This window comes from Collinsella aerofaciens (assembly GCF_018785245.1).
Lineage (GTDB): Bacteria > Actinomycetota > Coriobacteriia > Coriobacteriales > Coriobacteriaceae > Collinsella > Collinsella aerofaciens_AD.
This window is the reverse complement of the sequence record NZ_WQPL01000011.1, coordinates 1-13,123: the sequence shown is the minus strand read 5'-3', so window position 1 is coordinate 13,123 and position 13,123 is coordinate 1. Positions and strand designations below refer to the sequence as shown.

At 59.9% G+C, this 13,123-nt stretch carries 9 protein-coding genes; 5 read left to right on the top strand and 4 right to left on the bottom strand.

The genetic code is table 11. From position 1 onward, the window contains the following. Nucleotides 1-269 precede the first annotated feature (269 nt). Nucleotides 270-1,889: a UDP-glucose--hexose-1-phosphate uridylyltransferase gene (locus tag GPK39_RS02405; RefSeq protein WP_215673650.1), complete on the bottom strand. Its 1,620-nt coding sequence runs from the start codon at nucleotides 1,887-1,889 to the stop codon at nucleotides 270-272. Then, on the bottom strand, nucleotides 1,889-3,094 hold the full coding sequence (locus GPK39_RS02400) for a galactokinase (protein WP_215673633.1): 1,206 nt from the start codon (nucleotides 3,092-3,094) through the stop codon (nucleotides 1,889-1,891). The genes GPK39_RS02405 and GPK39_RS02400 overlap by 1 nt, the downstream gene beginning before the upstream one ends. Before the next feature lie 382 nt (nucleotides 3,095-3,476). Here GPK39_RS02400 and GPK39_RS02395 point away from each other — a divergent pair, with 382 nt between their 5' ends. Continuing rightward, nucleotides 3,477-4,463: a LacI family DNA-binding transcriptional regulator gene (locus tag GPK39_RS02395; RefSeq protein ID WP_195503300.1), complete on the top strand. Its 987-nt coding sequence runs from the start codon at nucleotides 3,477-3,479 to the stop codon at nucleotides 4,461-4,463. Between the two features lie 129 nt (nucleotides 4,464-4,592). Continuing rightward, nucleotides 4,593-5,753: an FprA family A-type flavoprotein gene (locus GPK39_RS02390; RefSeq protein ID WP_252204571.1), complete on the top strand. Its 1,161-nt coding sequence runs from the start codon at nucleotides 4,593-4,595 to the stop codon at nucleotides 5,751-5,753. A 74-nt stretch (nucleotides 5,754-5,827) separates the two neighbouring features. Here the strand turns inward: GPK39_RS02390 and GPK39_RS02385 are convergent, their stop codons facing one another. Further along, nucleotides 5,828-6,631 carry a DeoR/GlpR family DNA-binding transcription regulator gene (locus GPK39_RS02385; RefSeq protein WP_215673631.1) on the bottom strand — a complete coding sequence of 268 codons (804 nt, stop codon included), beginning with the start codon at nucleotides 6,629-6,631 and terminating at the stop codon, nucleotides 5,828-5,830. Nucleotides 6,632-6,965: 334 nt separating this feature from the next. On the opposite strand from GPK39_RS02385, the gene GPK39_RS02380 reads away from it, so the two are divergent. Then, on the top strand, nucleotides 6,966-7,823 hold the full coding sequence (locus GPK39_RS02380; protein ID WP_022095149.1) for a class II fructose-bisphosphate aldolase: 858 nt from the start codon (nucleotides 6,966-6,968) through the stop codon (nucleotides 7,821-7,823). 710 nt (nucleotides 7,824-8,533) lie between these two features. Here GPK39_RS02380 and vsr read toward each other — a convergent pair. Next, nucleotides 8,534-9,523 (bottom strand): DNA mismatch endonuclease Vsr, encoded by a 990-nt coding sequence (vsr, locus tag GPK39_RS09450; protein ID WP_252204558.1) that lies wholly within the window; start codon nucleotides 9,521-9,523, stop codon nucleotides 8,534-8,536. A gap of 249 nt (nucleotides 9,524-9,772) precedes the next feature. Here vsr and GPK39_RS02365 point away from each other — a divergent pair, with 249 nt between their 5' ends. Further along, nucleotides 9,773-10,558 (top strand): ABC transporter ATP-binding protein, encoded by a 786-nt coding sequence (locus GPK39_RS02365; protein ID WP_276571281.1) that lies wholly within the window; start codon nucleotides 9,773-9,775, stop codon nucleotides 10,556-10,558. Beyond that, the gene (locus tag GPK39_RS02360) at nucleotides 10,548-12,785 is read left to right on the top strand and encodes an ABC transporter permease (RefSeq protein ID WP_215673630.1); all 2,238 of its coding nucleotides are present in this window, start codon (nucleotides 10,548-10,550) and stop codon (nucleotides 12,783-12,785) included. The genes GPK39_RS02365 and GPK39_RS02360 overlap by 11 nt, the downstream gene beginning before the upstream one ends. Nucleotides 12,786-13,123 lie beyond the last annotated feature (338 nt).

Below are 13,123 nucleotides of genomic sequence, written 5' to 3'. Positions count from 1 at the left end.
TCTTTCCATCGAAAAATGTGGGAGTAAACCACGTTTTTCCATCGAATAATGTGGGAGGTAACCACGTTTTTCCATCGAATAATGTGGGGTTTAGGTCGGCACCTGGGGCGCTCCTTCTCTGCCGGCAGTTTGGAACACTCCTTGTTTTGGTGCAAATTAGCTACCCTTGCATCAGAAAACGGCGCCCGCCGGCGATGTTGCCGGCGGGCGCCGTTGTCGTGTAGGTGGCTATGTCGTGGGGGCTGCCGTTGAGCGTCCGGGTCTGTGCTCTACAGCGAGTCGATAAAGCGCTGCTGGGCGGCGCGTCCTGCCTCGTCCCATTTAAAGACGCCGGCGTTGTCGAGCACGTGGCCAAACACCACGCCCACCTCCTCGTGCAGGATATCGATGGCGTTGTCGGTCGTAAGTTCATCGGCGCGGCGTGCAAAGACATCCTCGGCCCATGCGGCGTGGTTGCGGCAAAGGTCATCGCCCTCGAGTGCGGCGCCAAGGTCGTAGCTGGCATCGACCTTGGCCGCCAGCAGGTGCTCGCGGACAGCGCCGAGCTCGGGAACCAGGCGCGGCGGAAGAATGGCCAGGCCCATGACCTCGATCAGGCCGATGTTCTCCTTCTTAATGTGGTGGTACTCGGCATGCGGGTGGAATACGCCCAGCGGATGCTCGTCGGTCGTGATGTTGCAGCGAAGCGCCAGGTAGGCCTCGTAGATTTCGCCGCCGGCATTGCCGCGGGAGTCGACGCGGCGGATGACGGGCGTCACGGTGTTGTGCGCCACGCCATCGGCTGTGTGCGCGACGACGCCAACCGACTCATCGGTCCACTCGCGCCAGGCAAGGATAATCTTCTCGGCGGCGTCGAGCAGCTGGGCGCGGTCGGGCGAACGCAGTCGCAGCACCGAGAGCGGCCACTGCAACACGGTACCGCTGACCTGGTCAAAGCCGGGCACGCTAAACTGCGAGACCTCGGCGGCATGCATCATGGGGAACTCGTGCGCGCCGCCCTGGAAGTGGTCGTGCGACAGAATCGAGCCGCCCACGATGGGCAGGTCGGCGTTAGAGCCAATAAAGTAATGCGGGAACAGGTCCACAAAGTCGAGCAGGCAGGTCAGCCCCTTGCGGTCGACGTGCATCGGGCGATGCTCAGAGCTCATAGCAATGCAGTGCTCGTTAAAGTACGCGTACGGGCTGTACTGGAAGCCCCAGCGCTCGCCGTCGAGCTCAATGGGGATAACGCGCAGATTCTGGCGGGCGGGATGGGCGCCGCCGTCGGCTGCGGCGGAGCGTCCGGGATAGCCCTCGTTTTCGATACAGAGCTGGCAGGCGGGATACTTCTCGCCCGTATTCTTGGCTGCGCCTGCCGCGGCGATATCGCGCGGGTCCTTCTCGGGCTTCGACAGGTTGATGGTGATCTCAAGATCGCCCCAGTTGGTGGAAGTGCTCCATTTGATGTTGCGCGCGATGGCGGCGCGGCGCACGTAGCCGGCGTCGCAGCACAGACCATAGAACCAGTCGGTCGCGGCGCGGGGCTCGTTGACGCCCATGCGGCCGTTGAACTCTTCGTTTACAACCGAAGGCCTCGGCATGAGCGCGCCCATGATGCGCATGGCGATGCGGTCGCGGCCCGATGCCGTGTCCTCGGCAGCACCGTTGGCAACGGCAGCCTCGGAAAGCGCGGCAAGCGTGCCCTCCAGGTCAAAGTCGGGCAGGGTATTGGGGTGCAAGAGCGAGAGCCTCTCGTTCTGCAGCGCCCAAGTCATGTCGAGCGCGGGACCCGTAGCACCGATGCACTCGAGAATGGTGTTGTATGCCCAGATGCGATCGTCCTGTCCGATCATCGATCGGTGGATGGCATATTCGATGAGGTCCTGCACGGTCTCGCGCACATCAGTCATTACAGCCATGCCGCGTAAGCCCCCTTGTCAGAGATAGCGTAATGACGGGCAGAGCCATCGCCCAGCCAGCCGTTCATCTTGGCAATGAAGGTGTCGACCAGGTCGAGCGGCACGAAGGCCTGGATGGTGCCACCAAAGCCGCCACCGTGGATACGGACGGCGCCGCGGCCGTCGAGCACATGCTCGGCAAGAGCAAGCGCGTACATGGAAGGCTGCTCGGAGCCCAGCTTGGCAACAACATTCTGCAGGTACATGGCAGAGCTGGCGCCGGACTCGCGCGTCAGGACCAGGAACTGGTCGATGTCGCCGGCGTTCAGGGCCGCCCAGCGCTTGTCGACCAAGCCGTTCTCGTACCAGTAGTGAACGGCGCGTAGGCAGGCACGGTCGCCCAGCTTGGCGCGCAGCTCGGGGAGCTTGGCGTCAAAGTCGGCAGCGTCGACCTCGCACAGGCGTGCCTTGCCAAACTCGGCGGCGACGTCTTGCATCTCGCGCGGAACGGCGGCGTAGTCGTCGGTGGCGGCCACGTGATCGGCACCGACCTTAACGAGCACGAGCGCATAGCCGTGATCCTCAAAGTTGAGCTCGAGCTTCTGGGTCTTAGGCTGAGTCTGGTCCTCAAAGTCCATGTAGGCAAGGCCGCCCAGGCACACAGCGGCCTGGTCCATCAGACCGCAGGGCTTGCCGTAATAGTTGTTTTCGGTGCGCTGGCTCATCTGGGCGAGCGCGACGGGCTCGATGGCGGGTGCGCCCCAGAGCGTCTCCATGGCACGACCGTATGCGGCCTCGACGGCGGCAGAACTGGAAAGGCCGCCGCCCGAGGGGACGGAGCAGGTAAAGGCAAAGTCGAAGCCGTGGGGCTCAACGCCAAGGGCTGCAATCTCGTGGGCCATGCCGCGGACGAGACTTGCGGACGTGCCTTTCTCGGACGCTTGAATATCCAGCGTGTCGAGCGTGATCTCAAAGGTGGGATAGCCCTCATCGGCAACGCGGACCTTGTTGGTGTCGGTCGCCACGGCAATGCCGTCAACGGCGACATCGAGCGAGCCGGCTATAACGTGGCCACCCTCGTGGTCGGTGTGGTTGCCGCTGATCTCGGAACGGCCGGGCGCGTGCACGTAGAGCACCTGGCGGTCGCCGATGGGGCCAAACTCCTCCTCAAACAGCTTAGTGAGCATGGCGAGTGTCTTTTCGTCGGGGGTGGTCATGGGAGTCCTTTCCTTGGCGCGCACGGATGAGTTTTGCGTCGTTATGAGTACGTTAACAACTTGAAGCGGCATGAACCAAGTGTTCTCGACACCGCACGTTACGGGCTATGTTAACGTACTCATAACACATCGCTTGTCACTTTTTGAGAATCTGGTAATCGGTCGATATTCGGCCGTGAACGGTAGTGCCGTATGGACTTATAAAGCAGAAGAGATGCAGATAGAAAAAGTAGAGTACGTTAACATGCGTCCGACGATAGCGGTCCTCGGCGCGGGGTGTATTTTTGCTCGGCCGGCATTCACGCTATTCAGATCTCGCAAGGGTGAAGGTGATTCTGTGGCAAGGCGCCCGTCCAACGATACAGGCACGCGTCCGGTCTCCATGGCCGACGTCGCCCGCGCTGCTGGCGTTTCACAGCAGACGGTTTCGCGCGTCGCAAACGGCTTGCCCAACGTGAACGAGCAGACGCGCCAACGCGTGCAGGCCGCCATGCAAGAGCTCGGCTTTCGTCCGAGTTATGCCGGTCGCTCGCTGCGCGACGGCCGTTACCATTCGGTCGGCCTGTGCGTCAACGATGTCACCAAGTTTGGCAACCTCTCAATGATCGACGGCATCGCCAGCGCTGCTCGCGAGCATAATTGCGCCATCACGCTGGTCGAGATGTCCAAGACCGAGGAGTTTTCGCTTGCCGAGGCAACGCGTCGCATGGCCGCACTGCCCGTGGACGGCATCATTATCGGCATGAGTCGCATGGCGCCTGATTTTGAGACGTTTGATCCACTGCCGGGCATTGGTACGGTCATCGTTACCATGTACGCGCATCCGCGGGTGACCACGGTCGATTCCGACCATTACGGCTGCTCGCTATTGCTTATGGACCACCTGTTTGAGCTGGGGCACGAGCAAATTCGCTATATTGGCGGCCCGTCGTTCTCGGTTGACGAACAATTTCGTCGCGCCGGTTGGCAGGATGCACTCGAGCGTAAACACATCGAGCCGGCAGAGCCGCTCGAGGGAGACTGGTCTGCCAACAGCGGTTACGAGGCCGGTAGGTATCTGGCCGAACACGACCGCACCATGACGGCGATTTACGCGGCAAACGATCAGATGGCAAATGGCGCAATTGCAGCGCTGCGCGATAGCGGCTTGCGCGTGCCCGAGGACGTAAGCGTGGTGGGCGTCGATGACTCGCTCGACGACTTTGTCGCGCATAACGAGCTCACGACCGTTCGATTCGATTTGCATCAGCGCGGACGCGAGGTATTCGAGCATGCGGTTCCCGAGGCGGGGGCAACGGATAAAACCGTCGCCATTCGCATTCCCGGTCAGCTTATCGTTCGACATACCACGGCAGCGCCTCACGTATAGTTTGTGCAGGTGAACGGCGGTATATTCCGCCTCAAAAACAATCGGTAAGGATGCTGACAGATAGCCGTGGCTATGAAGGCGAGTGTTATGATAGACGGGCTCTTTTGTCTATCTAGGAGGCTTTGCCTGATGGAGATCACCAAGGATATCCGCTACATTGGCGTCGACGATCACGACATTGACCTGTTCGAGGGCCAGTACGACGTGTCCGAGAACGGTATGGCATACAACAGCTACGTTATCTTGGGCGACAAGATCGCCGTCGCCGATTCGGTTGACGCTGACTTTGTCGACGAGTGGCTCGGCAACCTCGAGGCCGTGCTCGATGGCCGTACGCCCGACTACCTGGTCGTCCATCACATGGAGCCCGATCACTCCGCCGGCATCGCTGCCTTTATGGAGCGCTACCCCCAGGCCCAGATTGTGGCTAGCATGGGTGCCTTCCGCATGATGGTCAACTACTTTGGCACCGACTTCCCCGAGCGCAAGATGGTCGTCAAAGAGGGCGACGTGCTCGACCTGGGCGGCCACAGCTTGACCTTTATCGGCGCCCCCAACGTTCACTGGCCCGAGGTGATCTTCTCCTACGAGTCCACCGACAAGGTGCTCTTTAGTGCCGACGGCTTTGGCAAGTTTGGCGCCAACGACATCGAGGATCCCGAGGGCTGGGCTTGCGAGGCTCGCCGCTACTACTTTGGCATCGTCGGTAAGTTCGGCAAGTTCGTGCAGGCTGTGCTCAAGAAGGCCGCCGACCTGGACATTCAGATTATCTGCCCGCTCCACGGCCCCGTGCTGACCGAGAATCTGGGCTATTACCTCGACACCTACAACACCTGGTCGAGCTATCAGCCCGAGGACGAGGGCATCACGATTGCCTATGCGAGCGTGTACGGCCATCTGAAGGCCGCCGTTGAGGAGCTTGCATCTGCGCTCGAGGCTCGCGGCCAGAAGGTCTCCGTCTTTGACTTGGCTCGCGACGACATGGCCGAGGCCGTTGAGGATGCGTTCCGCTATGACCGTCTGGTGCTCGCCTCCATCACCTATCAGGGCGAGATCTTCCCGTTCATGAGCACCTTTATCCACACGCTTGCCGAGCACGCCTATCAGAACCGTACGGTGGCGCTTGTCGAGTCCGGTTCCTGGGCGCCTGCGGCTGCCAAGGTTATGACCAAGGAGCTCGAGGGTATGAAGGACATCACCCTGACGCAGAACAAGGTGACTGTGCTGGGCTCGCTCAACGACGCCTCGCGCGCTCAGATCGAGGTCCTCGCCGACGAGCTGTCCAAGTAGCGACACGTTCACTTTTGACGCTCAACCATCACAACCACCACAAAGGGGACAGGCACCTTTGTGGTGGTTTTTGTTTAAGCGCCGGCGATGACGAGGGCTGGACGTGAGCTGTCAGTGGCCTCGGCGATCGAGGTGGCGACGGCATGGTCGGGGTCACGGTCCATCACGATGGAGTCGACATCGGCAAGCTCGGCAAAGCGGTACATGCCGCGTCCGTTAACCTTGCTGGCGTCCATGAGGGCGACGCTTTGATGGGCCGCGGTGATCATAGCCGTTTTGGTCTCGGCCATCTGGGGAAAGTCGGTCGTAAAGCCGCAGCTGGGGACAAAGGCGCCGGGGCACATGACGGCCAGATCGGCATGGACCATTTGGAGCGCCTGCATAGTGAGCGGTCCGTACAAATAACGATGGCCTTTGCGCAGCGCCCCGCCCAGCATGACGACATCGACTGAGGGCATGCTCTCGTCGATGTAATCGGCAATGGTAATGTCGGCCGTGATGACGGTGATACCGTCGCGCTGATCGAGGAGCCGGACGAACTCGAGCGCCGTGGTGCCCGAGTCGACGAGCAGCGTGTCGCCGTCATTGACGAGCTCGATGGCGCTTTGCGCGATGGCCTGCTTGGCGGCGACGTTGACATTGATGCGGCGATCCTGCGTGGAGACGGTCAGGCGCTTGTGAAGCGAAACGGCACCACCATGTGTGCGGCGCAGCTTGCCTGCTTCGGCGAGCGCGTCCAGGTCGGCGCGGGCGGTGACGGAGGACACGCCAAAGGTCTGGGCGATTTCTGCTACCTGCACCGAGGCGTTGTGCTCGAGCATCTCCATGATGGCGGCACGACGCTCATCGGCGAAGGCTCGGGTTGTCGCATGGGCCATAGCTGCTCCATTCTCACATTAATTTGCAGGAATTGTGTTGAATCTATTTTCGTTCATTTTCTTTTTGAGTAAGAAAACGCCTTTCGATTACTTATCTTTTCTATAAAAGAAAGACATTCGACACTCAAAACTCAATATCGAGCACGTTCGCTCGGCTCCAATCTCTTCCGTTTGCTTTTCAAAAATAAGCGTTTTGACCTGCGCGCACTTGATATTCCGCACGTGCGACACCGTCGATTTTCATACAATGAGCGCAGCAAAACGCAAGGTAATAGGCCTTGCGGACACGTACGCCCGATGTCCAGATGCGGGCGATGGAGAGGAGCAAACGCTCATGGCACTTGTTACCACCGAAAAGATGCTCAAGGACGCTCAGGCCGGCCACTACGCCGTCGGCGCGTTCAACGTCGAGAACCTCGAGTTTGTTATGGCCGTTCTGGCCGCTGCCGAGGAGACCAAGTCCCCCGTCATCATGCAGACCACCCCGGGCACCATCAAGACCGCTGGTCTGGACTACTTCTACGGCATGGTCAAGGCTGCCGCCGAGCGCGCTTCCGTGCCCGTCGCTCTGCACCTCGATCACGGCGATGGCTATGACCGCTGCATGCAGGCTTTCCGCACCGGCTACACCTCTGTCATGATCGACGGTTCGCACGAGTCCTTCGAGGACAACATTGCCCTGACCAAGTCCGTCGCCGATGCTGGCCGCGCCATGGGCGTGCCCGTCGAGGCCGAGCTTGGCAAGGTTGGCGGCAAGGAGGACGACGGTCCCGCGGTTGAGGGCGAGAGCCCCTACACCGATCCTGCCGAGGCCAAGGAGTTCGTCGAGCGTACCGGCTGCACCTCCCTCGCAATTGGCGTTGGCACCAGCCACGGTGTGTACACGAGCGATCCGCACATCGAGCAGTCCGTGGTCAAGGCCATCCGCGACGCCGTCGACGTGCCGCTGGTTCTGCACGGCACCTCCGGTGTGCCCGATGAGCAGGTCGCCGAGGCCGTGAAGAACGGCATCTGCAAGGTTAACTACGCCACCGAGCTGCGTCAGGCCTACACCAAGGGCTTCATGGCCTACATGGCCGAGAACCCCGCCTGCTTCGACCCCAAGAAGCCGGCCAAGGAGGGCATGCGTGAGATCACCGAGCTGGTTAAGATCCGCATGACCAACCTTAACTCTGTGGGCAAGGCAGAGTAACAGCAAGGGTACTCCGATCCCACCGGACGGCTTGGGCGGGTCCCCGTACTTAGTTTCCAAAACGTCCTCGCGCATGAAGGCCCCCGTTGCCTCGCTTCTACGAAGCGTTGGCGACGGGGGCCTTCGCGCTGCGGAATGATTTTGGAAACTAAGTACGGGGACCCGCCCAAGCCGTCCTGCTCGATTGCCCTTGTGGCGTTAGGGCGGAAATGGGTGGGGCGTTAGGGCTTCTTTGCTGATGGGGGATTAGTATGCCCGGGCTTGGTTGGGGAATGCCTGGTCTAGTGAGGCTTGGAGTTTTTCGAAGGATGTCTGCAGGTTGAGGTGTTGGTCTGCAGAGCGTTTGGCTTTTGTGGTTGGGGAGTCGAGGAGGCCGTTTCTCTGTGTCGGGGGGAAGGAGAAAAGGTTTGCATGTTTTAGGGATGGCTGCTGTGCTGCGTCATTGGAAGAATGCATGCTTATGCGGCCTCCTCGATGTCCACCAAAAGGTTGCGCACGGGGTGTGCTGCTAGGTCCCGTGCGTTGGCAGTATTATGCCGCGGCTGCTGCAAAGAAGCGCTAAAGAAAGGCTTAACCTGGTTTGATGTTACGATGAAACTGCAGGTCAGAGGTATCGAGTAACACTTTTGAAAGGTTTTGAGCTTAAGGGCTTTCTAAGGTTTGTGGCGCGGATGTGGCTCGCCTGTGCGGGGTGTGTGAACGGCTCGCTCCTAGCGCTGCGGCTCTGCAGCCCGCACCTGCTCGATAACCTTTTCCATGGTGGCATCGATGCGGTCTTTCTTGAGCTCACATTCCCAGACGGTGATGGGCGTCCAGCCCATTTGAGTGAGTGCTGCCACGGCAGCGCGGTCGCGCTCAACATTGCGACGGAACTTTGCCTCCCAAAACTCAACGTTGCGCTTGGGCTGGCTCGGGTTGCACTTGGGGCAGCGGTGCCAAAAGCAACCGTTGACGAAGATGGCGATCTTGCGCCCGGGGAAGGCGATGTCGGGCTTGCCGGGAACCTTCCATTCCAAGCGATATCCCGTAAGGCCTGCTGCCCGCAGGCACTGGCGAACGAGCAGCTCGGGCTTGGTGTTGGCGCGCTTGTTGCCCTTCATGGACTTTTTGATGGCGGCGCGACGGCGCACGAGTTCACGCTCGTCGGCGGAAAGGTCCGAGGTGTCGATGCCGTCCAACAGACCGGGCTTTGGACGCTTTTTGCTGCGGCGCTTAGGTGCGCGCTTGGGCTTGGTGGCGGGCTCGTCGGTCGCGGTGGCCTCGGCGTCGTTGGCAACGCCGTTGGCCTCAAGCCGGTCTTCCTTCAACTCAATTAGGGCATCAATGAGTCCCTTGTCGGCGGGCATCCACTCAACGGTGGCAAGCGAGGTGCGCGGAATCCAGCGGATATCGAGCTGGCGGTCGTGCTTCTGGGGCTCGCCAGACTCTTTAGCCAGCGAGCAGTAGTAGCACTCCATGGAGAGATGAAAATCGGGGTAGTCGTACTCAACGGTATAGAAATCTCGCAGGTTGGTGACCTTCACCTGCAGCTCTTCCATGAGCTCGCGGCGTACGGCGTCCTCGGGCGTCTCGCCGCGCATGAGCTTGCCGCCGGGGAACTCCCAAAGTCCCTGCATGTCGCCATAGCCGCGCTGCACGGCAAACAGCTCATCGGATCCTTCCTTGCGAATGATCCCAGCGGCAACATGAACAGTCTTCAACAGGAGTCCTCCCTCAACATCAACAAGTGGCAGGGTAGTCTTTTTGGGACGGGGCTTTTTTAGCTGCCCTATGTCAAATGCGCCCCCATGTTTCGAAGGCTACGGATGGGGTAGCTAAAAAAGCCCCGTCCCAAAAAGACTACCCCTACCTTACACAACGGTAAGGCAAGCGTAAGCCATATCGATGGTAGCCGACTCGTCTTCTTGCGACTATAGATGCCGTAGACTAATTGCAAGAAAGGACTCGGTATGCAAACCACGCACATGGCGACCCCGGTACTGGAGGTCGCGCATCTCGAAAAGGTATACGGAGCGCTGGGCAACGTGACCCGCGCGCTCAACGACGTCAGCTTTACCGTCAACCGCGGCGAATTTGTTGGCATCATGGGCGCTTCGGGCTCGGGCAAGTCGACGTTGCTCAATTGCGTCTCGACCATCGATAGCGCCACGAGCGGCACGATCCGCATTAACGGTCAGGACGTAACACGCATGAAGCAGGCCAAGCTCTCGCAGTTTCGCCGCGAGGAGCTCGGCTTTATCTTCCAGGACTCCAACCTGCTCGATACGCTCACGGCACGCGAGAACATCGCCCTGCCGCTCACCATTGCCCGCACAAACTCGGCAGAGATCTCGACCCGCGTGCAGGACGTGGCTGCGCGTCTGTCCGTGAGCCAGGTGCTCGACAAGTATCCCTACCAGATGTCCGGCGGCCAGCAGCAGCGCGTTGCCGCCTGTCGCGCGCTTGTCACCGACCCCACCATGATCATGGCCGACGAGCCCACCGGCGCCCTCGATTCCAAGAGCGCTCGCCTGCTGCTCGAGAGCCTGGAGGCCCTGAATCGCCGCCTGCGCGCCACCGTGCTCATGGTCACGCACGACAGCTTTGCCGCCAGCTACACGAGCCGTGTGTTGTTTATTCGCGACGGCAAGATCTTCACCGAGCTGCGCCGCGGCGACACCGACCGCCGAGAGTTCTTCGACCGCATTATGGAGGTCGTTGCCATGATGGGCGGTGAGGGCTCCGATGCTCTGTAAACTCGCTTGGGGCAACGTCCGCCGCGCCGGCCGCGACTACCTCGTTTACTTGTTGACGCTCACCCTGGGCGTCACGGTCTTCTATGCCTTTAACACCGTCTCGATGCAGGTCGACATCGCCGGCATCGAGGAAGCGGGCTTGTCCGAGGTCATGGGTACCATGCTCGGCTACCTCACGTACTTTTTGGCCGGCGTCATGGCCTTTTTGATGGTGTACGCCAATAACTTCATCATGAAACGCCGCAAAAAGGAGTTTGGCCTGTACCAGGTACTCGGCATGGGGCGCGGGCGCGTCGCCACGATTATGGCGCTCGAGACTGTGATCATTTCGGTCGGCGCCTTTGTCGCCGGCATCGTGCTGGGCGTGGGGCTCTCTCAGCTCATGGTATTCTTTACGGCCTCGCTCTTTAAGACACAGATCGCCAATTTCCACTTCTTCTTCTCGGTGCATGCGTTCAACCTGACCCTTGCCTGCATGCTCGTAATGTTTGTGCTCACGTTGCTGCTGAACCTTCTCGCCGTGCGTCGTACCAAACTCATCGAGCTTATGGGTGCCGAACGTCGCAACGAGAGCATCAAGACACGCAACCCCTGGATTGCGATTGCCATCTTTGCCGTGGGCGTGGTGCTGGTGGGCGTGGCCTATTACCGTCTGCTACGTGATGGGTTCCCGCTCACCGCGACGGACAGCAAGCTGCAAGAGGGCATGAACCAGTTTGGCATCACGACCGCTATGGTTACCGTGGGCACCTTTGCCCTGTTCTGGGGACTCTCGGGCATGCTCATCAAGCTGCTGCAGAGCCTGCGCGGTGTGTATTGGCGCGGTCTCAACATGTTTACCGTGCGCCAGCTTGCGGCCAAGGTCAACACGGTGTGCTTTTCGATGGGCGTCATCGCGATGATCCTGTTTTTGGCCATCACCTCGGTGACGTGCGGCATGTCGATTGCCAACGTGATGAACGAGAATCTGGAGCGCTATACGCCGGCCGATATGTCGCAGACGTATAGCTATTACACGCCCGATGATCTCGACCGTTACAAAGAGTATGCTGACCCGTCTGAGGCCGATCGTATGGTGCCGGCTGACGCAACGGTCGACTTGTACTCTGCGTGGCATGGTGAGCTTGTCGATCCGGACAATGATACGGAGAGTATTTATGGTAAGTCGGCGGACAACAGCGTCGAGACCGGCAAGAAGGTCAATATCGCCGATGTTGCCGGTGAGCATGTGCAGATCGATTCGTATCTGAGTTATCCGCTTGGCGGCTCGGATCCTTCGGTGACTCCAGGTGAGATGTGCAAGACCATGGGCGAAAAGCTCCCCAAGGCGCTCGAGGGTAGCAACGCCAACACGACAGGCCTGTCTGTGACGCCGGCAAGTCAGTACAACAAATTGCGTCAGATGATGGGCAAGGAGCCGGTGAGCATTGGTCGCGACCAGTACTTGCTCACGTGTGATTTGGGCGGCGAGCTGGTCGACATGTACACCAAGTATATGGCTGGCGGCCATGCCCTTACCTTGGGCGGGCATACGCTCAAGCCCGCAACCGATAAGTCGGACGAAGATACGGCGGCCATCGCCAACTCGGCGATGGGCAGTAATCCGGGTACCGTCGTCGTTGCCGACGAGCTGTTGTCCCAACTTAATCTGCAACCGTATTCCAGCAGCCTGCTCGTTAACTACAAACAGGGGATGGATACGACCGAGGCAGACGAGAGCATTAAATACACTGCGCTCGACAATCTGCTCGTTGACGGCAAGGAGCCGGGGTCGTGGGGACTCTTCATCACACGCTCCGAGATGTACGTGCAAGCAGCGCAAATGAACGGTCTTATTAGCTACCTAGCCATCTACATCGGCTTTGTATTGGTCGTTGCATGCGCGGCGATTCTGTCGATCCAGCAGCTCTCCAATGTGGCCGACGGCAGCCGCAGCTATCGTGTGCTGGCGCAGATCGGCTGCGACGACCGCCAGATCCGCCATTCGGTGATGGCACAGCAAGCGGTGTTCTTCCTGTTCCCGTTGGCGGTGGGCTTGGCGCACTCCTTTGTGGCGCTCGAGGTGATTATCGACCTGGTGAGCACGTTCGGCCACATGAGCATCGGTGGCACGGTGGGCCTCACCTGTGCGATCTTCTTGGCATCCTACGGCGGCTACTTCCTGGTGACCTACCTCATGAGCACCGGCATGGTGCGAGCCGCCATCGCCACCTGCCACAGCGAGTAACAAGCGGGCAAAACCGTCGCAAAACCAGAGGCGTATGACCGCCGCGAAGGGACCAGAGGCCCTTTCGCGGCGGTTTTTGCCTATCTGGTGTGTCTCGGATGCAAGCGAGTAGACTTTTTTGAACTGGCCGAGTACATCGCGACAAATGATCGATAAAGCCGCAGGTCAGAGCTGTGGCGTTTTGGGGCGTGCTTGGCCTCCTGCAAAAAGCCTACTCACTTGGTTTTTCTGCTAGAAGACCGCCGCAGGTAGAGGACGGACAGACACTATGACCCAATCCGAGGGCACGGAAACGACAGGAGCCCCCGCTCGTGACCGCGGGTCGGGGCTGCGACAAT

What these genes read in the sequence shown, in the direction of transcription:
- GPK39_RS02365 (WP_276571281.1), top strand. Translation starts at nt 9,773, where the DNA reads ATGCAAACCACGCACATGGCGACCCCGGTACTGGAGGTCGCGCATCTC.
- GPK39_RS02385 (WP_215673631.1), bottom strand. Translation starts at nt 6,631, where the DNA reads ATGGCCCATGCGACAACCCGAGCCTTCGCCGATGAGCGTCGTGCCGCC.
- GPK39_RS02390 (WP_252204571.1), top strand. Translation starts at nt 4,593, where the DNA reads ATGGAGATCACCAAGGATATCCGCTACATTGGCGTCGACGATCACGAC.
- GPK39_RS02360 (WP_215673630.1), top strand. Translation starts at nt 10,548, where the DNA reads ATGCTCTGTAAACTCGCTTGGGGCAACGTCCGCCGCGCCGGCCGCGAC.
- GPK39_RS02380 (WP_022095149.1), top strand. Translation starts at nt 6,966, where the DNA reads ATGGCACTTGTTACCACCGAAAAGATGCTCAAGGACGCTCAGGCCGGC.
- GPK39_RS02395 (WP_195503300.1), top strand. Translation starts at nt 3,477, where the DNA reads ATGGCCGACGTCGCCCGCGCTGCTGGCGTTTCACAGCAGACGGTTTCG.
- GPK39_RS02405 (WP_215673650.1), bottom strand. Translation starts at nt 1,889, where the DNA reads ATGACTGATGTGCGCGAGACCGTGCAGGACCTCATCGAATATGCCATC.
- GPK39_RS02400 (WP_215673633.1), bottom strand. Translation starts at nt 3,094, where the DNA reads ATGACCACCCCCGACGAAAAGACACTCGCCATGCTCACTAAGCTGTTT.